This is a genomic window from Bacillus cereus group sp. MYBKT14-1 (assembly GCF_051915185.1).
GTDB lineage: Bacteria > Bacillota > Bacilli > Bacillales > Bacillaceae_G > Bacillus_A > Bacillus_A cereus.
In genome coordinates, this window is sequence record NZ_JBQAEF010000006.1 from 100,540 (window position 1) to 114,250 (window position 13,711).

The window sequence follows — 13,711 nt, forward strand, 5'->3', positions numbered from 1 at the left end:
GCTATTATAATGCATCAAAACGAAAATTATATTTTTCTACGTACTAAATAAAACGCTAAGGAACCCATAATAACAGGTGCAACGAAGTCAAAGAAATATGAAAAAAAAAAATTAAAAAGAAAAAGAAATGGTATAAGTGTATAGATAACTGCTAGTCCTATAAATAAAGGAATTCCAAATTGAAACTCTCGACATCGTTTAATTTTCCTATATAAAACTTCCCCAATTAGACAAGCTATAAGAGCTGGTATACTACCATAAGTGACGATAGTTTTTATGAACCCCTGTAAAACGTCTGGGTGAATAAAGCTAGGATTAAAAATATATGAAATTAAGAACCATCCAAAAATAAAAGCAAATAGACTTGCAGCATAACTAACTACAAATTTTATTAAAGTAAGCAACGTAATCATCCCCATAATTTCTTAATATTATCTTCATTTTATCATTTTCTCTTAAAAAGATTCCAAAAGGATATACTTGCCCTTCAGCTTTCTTTTTTTATACTTGTTCAAGGCGTATTTTTTGATGTTCTTCTGCATAAAAAACTTCTGGGAGCAACCTGCTCTGTTAGGTTGATAGCGATGGGGTGCCGCCAGCATTCCGAAAAAATCACGCTAAGCCAAAAACCATAATAAGCTGTCCGTATGAGCAGCTTATTTACATAAAAAAAGACACTCTAAGGTGCCTTTCTCCGACTCGATAACCACTTTAATTTTACTAATGTGTATTGGACTTTCCATCCTCATCAATGAATGGAAAGTAGAGATGCTTCAATTATGTACCGATCTGGAGCGTCTCCTATATAGTCAAAAGGATAACAAGTTGTTAATGTTAATGTCGGCTCACTTTTTTCTACAATAACTGTTCGATCTTCTGAATCTGTTATCCAATGCTTGTTAATTTTATATGTATATGTTTTATTTTCATATTCCACGATAAGTTGGTCATTTTCCTTTAATTGACCAAGCTCGGTAAAAACAGTATCTCTATGTCCACTTAAAACTGTATGACCATTTCCTGATGGTGTAGTAGTTAAGTCACTAACAAACATACCTACACCCTTTTTTAGTACTTTATCATCAGCTCCCCAATATATAGAGTATTTCTTTTGTATTTTAGGGATAATTAAATATGCTACTTTATCTCCTAACTGATGGTTTACCTTTGAAGCAGGAATTTGTACAGGTTCTTCTTGTAATGAAGTGTCAGTCTTTATCTCTGTCTCTGTTTGATTGATGTTTTGCGTTTCATTTTCTTTAGAAGATGTGGAGGTCTCATATTGTTTAGCCTCGTTAGTTGTTAACGACTCTGCTGATTGTCTAGCACTATACCATTCTAGAAAATAATAGGAAAAGATAGTAAGTCCAATAACAGTTAAACATAAGCCTATCCATTGTTTTTTATTCACTCTTATCACTCCATTTGAAAACGACAGGATTTCTCCTGCCGTTTTAAGGAACTATTTTATGCGTTTGTCTTTTTACGACGGAACATTAATACAGATCCAGCTAATGCTAATCCTAAGCTTGCTAACATCATTGTAACACCGTTTGATGCTGTATTAGGTAATTTTTCACCTTGTTTTTTCGTTTCTTTTTTCACAACTGTATTAGTATTTTTCTTTGTTTCTTTTGCAGTTGTTTGAGGCTTAGTTTGTTCTTGTTTAGTATTTGTTGTTTGGTTATTTTGTTTTGAATTCTCTTGCTTAGTGTTTTCTTGTTTAACAGGTTCTTGTTTAGTATTTTCTTGTTTAGGTTGTTCTTGAGGTTTAGTAGTTTCTTTATTTTCTGTTGTAGTATTTGTGCTCTTTGGATATTTATAATCTTCACATGGAATGCCGTCTTTATCATTATCTAAACGGTGCGGATCATTTCCAACACCATATCCATTTTGATCCCAGAATGCTTGAGCATCTTGTTGACTTTTAAAATGGCCACAGTTTTTTGTATCATTAGGACTCTTAGCTGCAAATGCAGAAGAACTGTACCCCACTGTTAATAGTGTTACCGCTGTTGCTGAAGCTAATAATTTTTTCATAAATTTCTTTATCCCCCTAAATGGTATGCATTTACATTGAAATATTTTACATTTAAAAATCTAAAAATACAATAATAATTTGTAGATAAATGTAAGATTTCTAGATAATAATACCAAACTATTAATTCATATATTGTCATATTATGTCGAAAGAAAATAAAAAAAGAGCCAAAGCTCTCTTTAATAACTAATACTAACCATAGTCACTATTCTCACAGTAATATGAATTTGATTTATCACAACAAATATATGTTGTTTGTTGGATAAATCATGGCCTTGATGGGGCGTTAACTGAAGTGGCATTTAACATCCTCAAATAAGAAAGTCCTTGTATCTCCCTGGTGTTAATCTAATTGTTTGTGGAGTTGTGGATTTAAATGTTCTAATAGTCAATGTGACGAACGCAGCAAATACAAAGCTAAAACTAAAACGAATAAGAGTCTTAGTGTGGTTAGTTGTAAAATTTTCAAATAGAGTAATTGTAGAGTTAGGTGGAATTTCAAGACTTGTAGGGTTAGTTTCTGATCCAAACATTGTAAAGGTCTCTATAAAACAGTTGGTAAAATTTGAAGAGTTACATGATTATCTTTATTGGAATCAAAATAAGCTTACACATCCAAACTGTTGATAATAGCTAATATTTGATGATCTGTCCATTTGCCATTAATCCTTATATTTTCTTTCGCTATACCTTCTTTTTTAAATCCCACTTTTTCTAATACACGAAGAGATGCTATATTATCAAGCATCGCTCCTGCTTCAATTCTATGTAGCTTTAATTCCCTAAAAGCAAAATCTACAACAAGTTGAAGAGCCTCTGTTGTATAGCCCTTTGCATTATGCTCCTTATCTAAAGTAAAACCCGTATAACAGCTTTGGAGGTCTCCTCTAACAATTTGAGTTAATGAAATGTCTCCGATAAGCTTATCATTTTCTCTTAAAAAGATTCCAAAAGGGTATACTTGCCCTTCAGCTGTCTTTTTTAGAGCTTGTTCAAGACGTATTTTTTGATGTTCTTCTGTATAAAAAACTTCTGGGAGCAATGGACAAACTCGTTGAAAAAATTCGCGATTTCTAATATGTAAGTTAGCTAACTCGTTGGCATCATCAGTTTTATAAAGCCGAATATAAATGTGCTTCCCTACTAGTTTCATAACATCCCTCCAACATTTTTATATGTCTAATGAGGAAAAAGTATACCGTATACTATATACAGTTGGATAATATCAGGAAGCATTTTACACGAAAGAAAAGACACTCCATATGAGTGTCTTTTCCAATAGTTTTTAGCAGAAGCAAGAAGCTCCAACGATGATTAATAAAATGAATAACACGACTAATAAAGCAAAGCCTCCCGAGAAGCCACAACCGCCACAACTACCACCATAACCCATAATAGTTCCTCCTTTAGATAAGAGGGGAAAACTAAGGTTCACTCATGTATTTTAATGGATTCGTTTCATCTTATGTTTTTCCGCATTGATTGAGCAGGTCCTTTCGAAAACTATTCACATATTAACTATATTTTTAAAAATGAATAATTTAACTATATCAATAAATAGATTAATTAATATAATGTATTAATTCTAAAAGAAGGGAGGAATAGCCATGCAAATAGTTTGTTTTAAAATAGTAAGTGGTCAGTATTTCTTATTTGTAGAAGGTATTCAAATTCCTGTACCAATTCCAGCAGTTGCTGCAGCTTTATTAATTGGTTTAGGAGTAATTCCACTTTGTTCTTAATGTAAGGAATTCGAATCATTCCTATCTTTCCATTGGAAAAGCCTCAAGTATATGAATACTTGAGGCTTTCTTTATATTAAAGAAAAAACACCTTACAGCGCTTGAAGATCTCCTGATTTAATTAATGCAGCCGTTACATCCTAACCGAAAGTATTAAGACAGAATACTTGCTCGTCTACCTTATCCATCACTGTAGCTTCACCTATCTTGCCACCTTGAAGTTTAATAAAATAGTTATGTTCTTCTAAAATTTTACTAAAATCTCTATTTGCCCATCTTTCAGTAATTGCTACTAGCTCTTCTTTGTTCTTGAAATTGTTTCCGTTTAGAATGTTTCTTACTTTCTCTGCATTCTTTTTGGACATAGGAATTGCTCCCTTTCCTTCACACGCTTTTACTTTTTGATGAGTCATACTATGCATAGCTGAAATAACTTCTTCTTCAGTAGAAGTTGTGCATTTGAACCTTTCACTTCTGCTTCATTCGATAGTATGTCTTCTTTATTAATCTCTGCAAAAACATGGTCCTCACTCTTAAGCGGGACTTCAGCAAACTGTAACATTCCATAAGTCATACCAGTTGCAAGTACTACTCCCCCTATAATAGATGCTAGCCAATACGTTAGCTTCTTGTCCATCTTCATTTCCCCTGTCTTCGTTTACATACATTAACTAAAGAATACCATATTTAATTCCTTTTTATTGAAGAGGTTCTAATTTTTACCACAAAAAACGTATAAATCGTTTAATTGAAATATAATAACTTCATAATCATGACTATGCCTATTCTCATAACAGAATCTATATACGATGTCACTAAATCATCTGGTGAACTATTAGTTATTAGTACGTATTTGCATCGTTATTCTCAATAATTATTCATTCTCAAAAAGGATAAATATTGTACATACCAATTCTTATGTATGAAGACAACCAAAACAAGTGTTACGAAAAAAATATAAAAAGACATCTTTTCTAGAGAAAGATGTCTTTTTATATAAACCTTAATGTTCGTTCTGTAAAACTCTCGCTTCCTTTACTCCTTCTTTCTCTTCTTTTAAGAATAACGATACGATAAATGCAACAATAATAAAGATTAACCCAAGTGCAAATGCACCTTGGAACCCTGAAGTTAAACCGTTTAACTTCTCTACTGGATCCAGTGGATTTGCGGAGCTTTCCATATACTTAGTTGTTCCTGAAGACATTTTCGAAATAAAGATAGCTGTACCAATTGCACCAGCTACTTGTTGCAACGTATTAAACAGTGCTGTTCCATGCGGATATAAATCTGGTGTTAATTGATTTAAACCGTATGTTTGTGCTGTCATGACAAACATAAGTCCAACCATTAATACGCTATGCATAATAATAATTTGTAACATTGATGTATCAGGAGTAATGCCTTTAAATAAGAACATTGCAATCCCTACTAACACAATGCCGGGAACGATAATAACTTTCGGACTAAATTTATCAAATAGTTTACCTGCGATTGGTCCCATTATAGCGCTAATAATACTTCCTGGAAGCATAATGATTCCTGATTTAAAAGCTGTAACGAGTAAAACTGTTTGCAGGAACATCGGTAATAAAGTCATCGTTGAAAATAACGACATCATCACAATGACAATTAATCCAACTGATAATGTAAACATCGGAACTTTAAATGCGCGTAATTCTAAAATTGGATTCTCAATTTTTAATTGTCGAACGACAAAAATACATAATGAGATAAGCCCAACAATTAAAGCGCCATATACTTTCGCATCGGACCATCCTAAATCACCTGATGCACTAAAGCTATACACAAATCCGCCAAATCCTAATGTCGATAAAAGGATAGATGGGTAATCTACTTTTGGCCTTGTTAACTCTGAAACATTTTGAATGTACTTCATCCCAATCATAATGGAAATGATCACGATAGGAATAACAATATAGAATAACCAGCGCCAATTTAATGAATCCACAATTACTCCAGATAATGTAGGACCAATTGCCGGAGCTGCCATCATCACAAGTGCGATTAATCCCATTGTCGCACCACGTTTTTCAGGCGGACAAATAATTAAAATCGTATTCATTAATAACGGTGAAATTAACCCTGTCGCTATAGCTTGGACGATACGGCCGATTAATAAAACAGAAAATGTCGGTGCAAATCCCGCAATTAATGTACCAGCTAAAAACGTTACCATAGCGATCAAAAACATTTGTCTCGTTGTGAGCCATTGCTGAAGTAACGCTGTAATTGGGACTAAAACCCCAACCACCAACATGTAAGCTGTAGAAAGCCATTGAATCGTTGAAGCTGTTACGTCAAATTCTTTCATTAATACTGTTAACGCATTACCAAGTAATGTTTCATTTAATAATGCAACCATTGCTCCTAAAAGTAACGCAATTAAAATGGGGGTATGTTTCAAATTAGAAGTATCAACTTTGCCACTTGCAGGGCTCTTAGTTGTCATATTCATTTACAGATTCTCCTCCTGTTTCTTACTTAAAAAACTTTAAATATACCTAAACACATGTAATATAATATACATATGTAGATTAAAAAGGGAGAATCAATTTTCAACCACTGTATATTTAATCTACAAAAAAGGAGAATTGTAGATGAATGATAACGAAAAACAACTTGATTTACGTATTAGACGTACACATAAATTACTGTGGGATTCCTTATTTGAATTAATGACGCAATCAAAACAGAAATATAGTACGATTACGATTAACCAAATATGTGACCGCGCTATGGTACACCGAACAACCTTTTATAAACACTTTGAAGATAAAGATGCTTTATTAACATTTGGATTTAAACGATACGGCAAGATGATTGCTGAAATACCGGTTTCAGATCGATTAAGTAAACCATTTCAAGTAATGGAACAATTCCTACATCATGAAGAACTCGGTAAAATATTAGAAACGCAAATGTCTGATGAACAATTTATTACCCGTACACATTATTTAAGTCACGAAACGAGAAAACAAGAAATAGAAGCATTAAATCAACTTTGCAAAAACCATACGATACCCAATGATTTAATCATTGAGTTTTATTCAGGGGCAATCACCTCATTAAGCACATGGTGGTTTAAAAATAAAAAAAGCGTTTCTGCTGCTGAAATGGATAGGTATCTCCACCAACTCATTAATCGGGATATTTTTCAGTTTGAAAAGGAATAAGACTACACCTTTTCAATCTTGCAATCAAATTGACCACAAAATAGGAATATGATATATTTTCCGTAGAATACTATATAAGTATGACATCAAATAAAATGGCATATAATAAAAAGAAGAGATGCGCTAACATCTCTTCCCTAACTGCTACCGCTTAGGGTGGTGGTTATTATAAGCTATTTCTTTTTGCGGAACCCACCCTTTTGCTTGTGACGGCGCGGAGTGGGTTTTTTGTTGTCCTTATCCAGAAGTTGCTTCCGCAAAAAATACGCTGAAACTTCGCGCACAGTCGCTTTGACAAATTCTTTTACAAGGTCAAACAAAAACTCCATATTATCACCTCCTTTCCTTCCGAATAGAAAGAAGGGATAACCACCCACCCTCACAATATGCAGTTGACTTTATTTTATCAAATGATTGTAAAGATATTATGTAAATAAAACAAATGAAATTTCATATAAAAAAATATGAGTTTATATTTTTTTTCATTCTCTTCACTTAGATTTTCTTTTTAGATGCTATCTTCAAATAAGGTAGCATCTAAAAAATGTTAAAAGGAATTTTCTCCCTAGTGTCTTCTTACTATTTTATGTAATCTGCGTATTTAACCTTTTCTACGTTCTTTAATTACTTACTGAATATAGTCATACAAATTTTTCGCTAACAACAAACAAGTTACTGTAATGAAAAGGGCGCGAACATACCCGCTTCCTTTTTTTATAGCAAATTTGGATCCAACAATCCCTCCAGCAATTTGAGCAATCCCCATTATAAAACCATATGCATAGTTTACTTGCCCTACATACATAAACATCAACAATGCACCAACATTACTTCCTAAATTAAGAAGCTTCGCATTACCTGCTGCTTTTAAAAAATCATACCCAATAAATAAAAGAGAAAACATTAAAAATGAACCTGTTCCAGGACCTAGAAATCCATCATAAAAACCAATAGCAAAAACAAAGAAAGTAAAAATAATGACGTGTCGACCAGACAATTTCTTATGAGTGGAAATACTACCCCAATCCTTTTTGAATATCGTATAAATAGCGACAGCACCAAGCATGATCAGCATTAATGGCTTCAATACTTCTGGATTCATTAAATGAACAGTCCATGCCCCTATTATGGAACCTATGAAAGTGAGCGGAACTAATTTAAACGCCGATTTCAAATCAAGATTACCAGAACGATAAAACACAATATTACTAGTTGCACTTCCCATTGTCGACGCTAGTTTATTCGTAGCTACTGCACTTGCTGGATTCAGTCCTGTAAATAATAAAGCTGGTAAAGCAATGAGTCCACCACCACCTACAACTGAATCAATAAATGCAGCTACAAATCCAAAAACAATCAAAATCATTAATACAGATGGGTCTAAATAAAAATCCATACTATTAACCTCCCCTTTAGTCACTATTCGAATAGTAACTAATAATTTGCTAAATGTAAACAGTTATTGTAACGTTGAAATATAAAAGCAAACATCGGAGGACGAAAAAAGTGGACTACATAGTGCAACAGCTTAAAAAAATTGGTTTCAATGAATATGAAGCTAAATCTTATGTATCTCTTGTTAAACAAGGGCCTGTCACAGCCTACCAAGTGAGTAAAGATTCGGGTGTCCCAAGAGCGCGAATTTATGAGATTTTAGGTAACCTTGTAGAAAAAGGAATTGTCATGAAAGAAGAAATAAATGACACCACCCGCTATTCACCTCTACCTGTTGAAATCTTTTTACAGAAAGCGCAAACAGAATGGCAATCTACTTACGAAGGAATAAGTGATTCATTAAAAAAACTAGAAACTTCCGAGGAAAAAACGGATAATCGAGTAATTACTTTAAAAGACAATCAAACAATCATTAGCTACTGTCAGACATTAATAAAAAAAGCAGAACGACGTATTGTCATTTCAATGTGGGATGAGATGTATGAAGCGTTAAAAGAAGATCTATCTGAAGTAGCTGATAAAGTTACAATACAAGGTATTACCCTACATGTTGAAAATCCCATTAAAAATCTAGAAGCCCATCGCATAACACCTTATACAGAAACCTTGTCTACAGAACATTGGTTTATTGTATCGATAGATTCTAAAGAAATGATTTATGGACCATCACTTGAAGAGCGTAATATTGCTTTTTATACAGATGACCCCGTCCATATATACTTATTAGAGGATTATGTATGGCATGATGTTTTAGTAAATCGACTTGTCCGACGTAGCCAAGATGACTTGCAGCAATGGATTACTGTAGAGAGAAGATCTTTCTTTATGGGGAAATGAGGAACATATTCAAGAGCAAATAAAAAATTTTGCGTATTAAACCTAACAACTTCTCCGTACAAAAATAGCCGACTATTATATAGTAAACAGTCGGCTATTTTTATATAAATTTATACAAACGCTGCCATTCCCCCGGCGATTAATGAGATAAACGCTTCTCCCACTCTTTCACCTTTTCAATTGTTACATCTAATTTTTTAGCTATTTCTTCTACACTCATTCCTTTAAAGAGCATTCCAGCTGCCGAAAGTGCTTTATCAATTTCTTCTTGCTTCTCTTGCTCATATAAACGACCTACTTTTGTCATCCGTAACCACTCCTTTACCTTTTTCGCGTAGTCTTCATCAATAAATTTATCTGTAGCTACAAGAATCCCAGCAATAACTTGAATTTGTTCTTGCTCATCGGAGATACACTTTGCCACTTCTATCGTTTTTTCAATTAAAATTTGTCTTTTCTCTCTACTATGCATAAGTGGTACAAGTATTAATTTCATGGTTTCTTCATCCGTCAAAGATTTTCCTTCTTCCATTTTTCTAATAATCTTTTGAAGAATGGCATCACCATTGTATTCATTTAGTAAAACCGCTTTAGAATTTAAACGTATACTACATACATCTATTTCTTCTATAGGATTCATTACCTCACTTGTATAAATAACTACGATTCGAATATCCGGTAACTCTTTCCTCTTATTATAGTAACGATACATAATTTGATTCGCATAATCCATATACTTCAAATGGTTTTCGAGGAAACGGGTATTACTTTCATACTCTAACATTAAAATTGAACCATCTTCCATTTCAAATAAAGTATCTGAGTGCCTTTGATCTGCACGAACTCTCGAAAATTCATTTAGCAACAATTCTTTTATTCTTGGATAACCTTTTAACCCATATGCTTCAAGCCCTTTATCCCTATAACATTCACTTAAAAACTTCATCAGAATATCTTTATTATGATAAGAAATATCATTCCCTGCCAATAGCTAATCCCCCTTAACTATTAGTTACCATTTTCTTTATTATATAACTTATAAAATTAGCGTTACAACTTTGGTTCACATGCACATGCTATTTTCAAAACACCTTCCTCTCACTACTTCTCCCTCTCCACAAACCGCCCAAACTCCTTCAAAAACCTCAGCTTAAAACTCCCCACAGGCCCATTCCGGTGCTTCGCCACATGAATCTCCGTCATCTCTTTCTGCACTGTTTCCTTATCGTAATAATCTTCACGATACATAAGCATAATCACATCCGCATCTTGCTCAATTTGTCCCGTCTCTCTTAAATCAGATAAAAGCGGACGCTTATCTTGCCGTGCTTCTACCGAACGAGATAACTGTGATAACGCTACTACACCAACATTTAATTCACGCGCTAATAACTTAAGCTTACGAGAAATCTCACTAATCTCTTGAAATCGATTGCCCTTATGCTTCGGATCACCCGTAATAAGCTGCAAGTAATCTACAATAATTAAAATCTTTTTATCACCGTGCTTCCTCTTTAACTTACGAGTTTGCATCCAAATATCTTGTACCGTAACGCCTGCATTGTCGTAAATCTCAAATGGCAACTCACCAATCTCCGCAAACGCCTTACTTACCTTCTCCCAATCTGCCATCGCAAAACGATGCTTCGGATTTTTTAGCCTACCTCCTGACACTTCGCCCACGCAAGATGCCATCCTTTTCAACAATTGCTTACTACTCATCTCTAACGAAAACAATCCAACCGCCGCTCCAGACTTCGCCGCATGTAGTCCAACATTTAGCGCAAACGCAGTCTTCCCCATAGAAGGACGCGCACCAAGGACCACAAAATCACCTTCCTGCAATCCGCACGTCATTTTATTTAACGATGTATAACCAGTCTCAATACCAGTAATCTCCTTCACATCTTGATGAAGCTCCTCATACAAATCAACTAACGCATCCTTCAAATCAAATTCACATACAGAGTCTTTCTCCTCTAACTCACAAAGCGCCGTAATCGTCTCACCGATAACTTTCTCACTCTTCTCCGCAATAAGACGCTCTCCCATCTTGTGCCCGAGAACACCAGACTGATACATTTTCCACGCACCTCGAACAAGCCCCTCATAATATGAGAAGTTGCTAGTAGTAGGCACACCATCCATTAACCCTATAAAATACTCCATTCCCCCGATGCCCTTCAAAAAATTCGGGTCCAACCTAGAAGTGAAAGTCACAAGATCAATCGGTTGCCCCTCTCCTTCCATCTTTCGCATTAACTGAAATATAGACTTATGTACTGGCATAGAAAAATACTGCTCCGTCAAACGGCACTCCTTAATAAGCTCTCCATCAAGTAGTAGAGAACCTAACACCGCCTTTTCCGCCTCCACATTTTGAATACTCATGGACGCCACCCGCGCTCCGCTAAAAAGCGCTGCAACTCTTCCTCAGATGGCGCATTCTTCTCCCACTCCTCACACCTCGCCAAAAACTCCTCCGTCTCCCCGGTACTAACAGACGAATCCTTCTTCCTAAACTTAGCCGTATCCGCCTCAACCTCACACACTTTCGTAAACCCTTTCCCGTGCCAGCCTCTCAAAATGCCCTTCACATAAGCAACCGTCCGCTTATTATTCTCAAACGCAATTTGAAGAGCCTTCAGCACAAGATCCTCAGACAAATCTTCCATCCACGCACTCAGTTCCTCTACCGCATGAGGGGACAAACTACCGAAATGTTGCTCATAAAAAGAAAACACACGACTTCCCGTTTCTTCCTCTACAACCTCTTCTTCCTCTGTCTCCTCACAAATCGGCTCAACATCATCCACAGCCAAATCATCAGGCATACCGAAATGTGCTAAAAGCATCGGAACATTCAGCTCTTCCTCAGTGCACTTCTGAAGAAACATATGTACAAACTCCTTATTCTTCACACCCTTAAGCTCACGAAGCACACACTTCTCCACATTCGTATTCGTCACAGGATTATAACGAAGCCAATTTAAAACGAATAACTCCCGCGTATCCGCATCATAAAGAATCTTCCCATAATCAATGAAGCGCTGCACAAGCTTATCAACAGTCTCCCTGTTATAACCCGTCTCCATCTCAGCTAACCGCTTCGGAAAAGGAAAAATCCCGCACTGCGTCGTCTTCGAACAAGTCAGCAAATACACATAAAAATACCGCTCCTCCGGCGTCAAATCCAAAACAAAATCATCCTGCCAAAAATTCACCTGCACAGTACGATACACCGCCATCCCAATTCCTCCCGTCTCCGTTCAAAAGTAAAAGCCCCTTCATAATATATATGGGAGACTGAGCGGGTTTTTGGCGTGTTATTTTAAAAAATTTTTTGACTACTACTACTACGGTGTTTGTTGGTGTTTTTGTTTTGTTGTGTTTTTTCTTAGTGATTTATTACTTGGTAGGGGCTTGTAAGGGGCTTATGAGGGGTTAGTTATGGGTTACTTCGATTAGGAAGACTCGATCTGAGAAACCACCTCGTTCTTCTGCTTTCTTTTTACGGATGTTGTTGATTTCTTCTAGTGTTGTGCCTTCGTGTTCGGTTAGGGCGTTTATTAGTTCTAGTAGGTCGGATAGTTCTTCTAGTTTATCGGGTTTTGTTTTTGCTTCGATATATTCTGTTAGTTCTTCTTGTGTTTTCTTGCAGATTTCTTTTATGTATTTGTCTTCGGGTAGGATTTTTGTTGTGGGTGTTTTTCCATTAGCTTTTATGATTTATGGGATTTTGTTTCGGATTAGTTTGTTGTAGGTTGGCATGGGATTTTCCTCCGTTTGGTTTTTCTTCTATTTTTACCACAGATATTGTTTGGCTTGTTTAGAAAAGGTATATTCCTTTACCTTTTCTCAGTCAAATTATCAGCATTGATTTTTCTTTTTGTTATGTGAAACATTAATAATATCGCCATTATACTAACTCTAATAAAAAATATCCCCATCAGAATTTGACAAGGGTATTTGCTTTCACGGGGAATAGAATAGTAAGTATGCTCCATAAGCTGTCCGTTCAAATAGCAATTCTTGTTCTACTACTAGTGCATCTCTATAACGATGCATTGTGTTAATGTCTCTTCCATTGGACCAGGGGGTACCATACTTCCTTTTGTAATGGGCCTTTTCAGAAAAATCGATTCGATATTTCGTATCAAAAATTTATTAGTATTGATAGGTCTTTCCCTTTTTCTCAATAGCGATCATCGTTTCTTTTTTTGTGTAACTGTTGGCAGTCCATCGTTTCTTTTCTGAAAATAAAGTTCTATTACTTCATCTGCCTCCAGTTGTTTTAACGTTCTTTTCGCAGTTTTACTTTCATCTAGCGTTACGTATAAGCCATCTTGATTTACTTGAATAACATCTTAATTGAGCACAAAACACCCGGAACGTAACATTCTACCTACAAACCTAAAAAAACACATTCAATTCTAATA

The 13,711-nt window shown here is 35.2% G+C and carries 15 protein-coding genes and 3 pseudogenes; 3 read left to right on the top strand and 15 right to left on the bottom strand.

The window, feature by feature from the left end; translation table 11 throughout:
* Nucleotides 1-26: 26 nt before the first annotated feature.
* From ACTFO4_RS16720 to ACTFO4_RS16745, 6 genes and pseudogenes are all read right to left on the bottom strand, one after another.
* The gene (locus ACTFO4_RS16720; RefSeq protein WP_440013992.1) at nt 27-413 is read right to left on the bottom strand and encodes a hypothetical protein; all 387 of its coding nucleotides are present in this window, start codon (nt 411-413) and stop codon (nt 27-29) included.
* A 25-nt stretch (nt 414-438) separates the two neighbouring features.
* A pseudogene (locus ACTFO4_RS16725) lies at nt 439-561 on the bottom strand (GNAT family N-acetyltransferase); the annotation flags it as partial.
* Between the two features lie 187 nt (nt 562-748).
* Nucleotides 749-1,411: a class D sortase gene (locus tag ACTFO4_RS16730; RefSeq protein ID WP_016125592.1), complete on the bottom strand. Its 663-nt coding sequence runs from the start codon at nt 1,409-1,411 to the stop codon at nt 749-751.
* A 56-nt stretch (nt 1,412-1,467) separates the two neighbouring features.
* Entirely contained in the window at nt 1,468-2,040 is a 573-nt protein-coding gene (locus ACTFO4_RS16735) for an excalibur calcium-binding domain-containing protein (protein ID WP_016125591.1), read from the bottom strand.
* 608 nt (nt 2,041-2,648) lie between these two features.
* Nucleotides 2,649-3,194 carry a GNAT family N-acetyltransferase gene (locus ACTFO4_RS16740; protein ID WP_016125589.1) on the bottom strand — a complete coding sequence of 182 codons (546 nt, stop codon included), beginning with the start codon at nt 3,192-3,194 and terminating at the stop codon, nt 2,649-2,651.
* A gap of 132 nt (nt 3,195-3,326) precedes the next feature.
* The gene (locus ACTFO4_RS16745; RefSeq protein WP_000540375.1) at nt 3,327-3,434 is read right to left on the bottom strand and encodes a YjcZ family sporulation protein; all 108 of its coding nucleotides are present in this window, start codon (nt 3,432-3,434) and stop codon (nt 3,327-3,329) included.
* Nucleotides 3,435-3,648: 214 nt separating this feature from the next.
* Here ACTFO4_RS16745 and ACTFO4_RS16750 point away from each other — a divergent pair, with 214 nt between their 5' ends.
* Complete coding sequence (locus ACTFO4_RS16750) at nt 3,649-3,783, top strand: hypothetical protein (protein WP_001167584.1); 135 nt, start codon at nt 3,649-3,651, stop codon at nt 3,781-3,783.
* A gap of 140 nt (nt 3,784-3,923) precedes the next feature.
* On the opposite strand, the pseudogene ACTFO4_RS16755 reads toward ACTFO4_RS16750, so the two are convergent.
* Nucleotides 3,924-4,420, bottom strand: a pseudogene (locus ACTFO4_RS16755) (PRK06770 family protein).
* A gap of 366 nt (nt 4,421-4,786) precedes the next feature.
* Nucleotides 4,787-6,262: an MDR family MFS transporter gene (locus ACTFO4_RS16760; protein ID WP_001057517.1), complete on the bottom strand. Its 1,476-nt coding sequence runs from the start codon at nt 6,260-6,262 to the stop codon at nt 4,787-4,789.
* 142 nt (nt 6,263-6,404) lie between these two features.
* On the opposite strand from ACTFO4_RS16760, the gene ACTFO4_RS16765 reads away from it, so the two are divergent.
* The gene (locus tag ACTFO4_RS16765; protein WP_000999319.1) at nt 6,405-6,980 is read left to right on the top strand and encodes a TetR/AcrR family transcriptional regulator; all 576 of its coding nucleotides are present in this window, start codon (nt 6,405-6,407) and stop codon (nt 6,978-6,980) included.
* Between the two features lie 173 nt (nt 6,981-7,153).
* Here the strand turns inward: ACTFO4_RS16765 and ACTFO4_RS16770 are convergent, their stop codons facing one another.
* Together ACTFO4_RS16770 and ACTFO4_RS16775 are read right to left on the bottom strand one after the other, a co-directional pair.
* Entirely contained in the window at nt 7,154-7,309 is a 156-nt protein-coding gene (locus tag ACTFO4_RS16770) for a hypothetical protein (protein ID WP_000394753.1), read from the bottom strand.
* A 299-nt stretch (nt 7,310-7,608) separates the two neighbouring features.
* Nucleotides 7,609-8,376 carry a TSUP family transporter gene (locus ACTFO4_RS16775; protein WP_000348458.1) on the bottom strand — a complete coding sequence of 256 codons (768 nt, stop codon included), beginning with the start codon at nt 8,374-8,376 and terminating at the stop codon, nt 7,609-7,611.
* Nucleotides 8,377-8,486: 110 nt separating this feature from the next.
* On the opposite strand from ACTFO4_RS16775, the gene ACTFO4_RS16780 reads away from it, so the two are divergent.
* Entirely contained in the window at nt 8,487-9,272 is a 786-nt protein-coding gene (locus tag ACTFO4_RS16780; protein WP_440013988.1) for a TrmB family transcriptional regulator, read from the top strand.
* Nucleotides 9,273-9,411: 139 nt separating this feature from the next.
* Here ACTFO4_RS16780 and ACTFO4_RS16785 read toward each other — a convergent pair whose 3' ends face one another.
* The 5 genes and pseudogenes from ACTFO4_RS16785 to ACTFO4_RS16805 form a co-directional block, all read right to left on the bottom strand.
* A complete protein-coding gene (locus tag ACTFO4_RS16785) occupies nt 9,412-10,260 on the bottom strand; it encodes a transcriptional regulator (RefSeq protein ID WP_326234565.1) in 849 nt (282 codons plus the stop codon).
* A 113-nt stretch (nt 10,261-10,373) separates the two neighbouring features.
* The gene (gene dnaB / locus ACTFO4_RS16790) at nt 10,374-11,663 is read right to left on the bottom strand and encodes a replicative DNA helicase (protein WP_440013986.1); all 1,290 of its coding nucleotides are present in this window, start codon (nt 11,661-11,663) and stop codon (nt 10,374-10,376) included.
* A complete protein-coding gene (locus ACTFO4_RS16795) occupies nt 11,660-12,520 on the bottom strand; it encodes a DnaD domain protein (protein ID WP_326234563.1) in 861 nt (286 codons plus the stop codon). Before ACTFO4_RS16795 ends, dnaB begins: the two co-directional genes overlap by 4 nt.
* Before the next feature lie 196 nt (nt 12,521-12,716).
* Nucleotides 12,717-13,001 (bottom strand): nucleoside triphosphate pyrophosphohydrolase, encoded by a 285-nt coding sequence (locus ACTFO4_RS16800; RefSeq protein WP_326234573.1) that lies wholly within the window; start codon nt 12,999-13,001, stop codon nt 12,717-12,719.
* A gap of 258 nt (nt 13,002-13,259) precedes the next feature.
* Nucleotides 13,260-13,639 (bottom strand): annotated as a pseudogene (locus ACTFO4_RS16805) (nuclease domain-containing protein); the annotation flags it as partial.
* Between the last annotated feature and the right edge of the window lie 72 nt (nt 13,640-13,711).

Excerpts from the sequence above, each read along its gene's own strand:
- ACTFO4_RS16720 (WP_440013992.1), bottom strand. The coding sequence starts at position 413 with ATGATTACGTTGCTTACTTTAATAAAATTTGTAGTTAGTTATGCTGCA.
- ACTFO4_RS16735 (WP_016125591.1), bottom strand. The coding sequence starts at position 2,040 with ATGAAAAAATTATTAGCTTCAGCAACAGCGGTAACACTATTAACAGTG.
- ACTFO4_RS16740 (WP_016125589.1), bottom strand. The coding sequence starts at position 3,194 with ATGAAACTAGTAGGGAAGCACATTTATATTCGGCTTTATAAAACTGAT.
- ACTFO4_RS16745 (WP_000540375.1), bottom strand. The coding sequence starts at position 3,434 with ATGGGTTATGGTGGTAGTTGTGGCGGTTGTGGCTTCTCGGGAGGCTTT.
- ACTFO4_RS16750 (WP_001167584.1), top strand. The coding sequence starts at position 3,649 with ATGCAAATAGTTTGTTTTAAAATAGTAAGTGGTCAGTATTTCTTATTT.
- ACTFO4_RS16760 (WP_001057517.1), bottom strand. The coding sequence starts at position 6,262 with ATGAATATGACAACTAAGAGCCCTGCAAGTGGCAAAGTTGATACTTCT.
- ACTFO4_RS16765 (WP_000999319.1), top strand. The coding sequence starts at position 6,405 with ATGAATGATAACGAAAAACAACTTGATTTACGTATTAGACGTACACAT.
- ACTFO4_RS16770 (WP_000394753.1), bottom strand. The coding sequence starts at position 7,309 with ATGGAGTTTTTGTTTGACCTTGTAAAAGAATTTGTCAAAGCGACTGTG.
- ACTFO4_RS16775 (WP_000348458.1), bottom strand. The coding sequence starts at position 8,376 with ATGGATTTTTATTTAGACCCATCTGTATTAATGATTTTGATTGTTTTT.
- dnaB (WP_440013986.1), bottom strand. The coding sequence starts at position 11,663 with ATGAGTATTCAAAATGTGGAGGCGGAAAAGGCGGTGTTAGGTTCTCTA.
- ACTFO4_RS16795 (WP_326234563.1), bottom strand. The coding sequence starts at position 12,520 with ATGGCGGTGTATCGTACTGTGCAGGTGAATTTTTGGCAGGATGATTTT.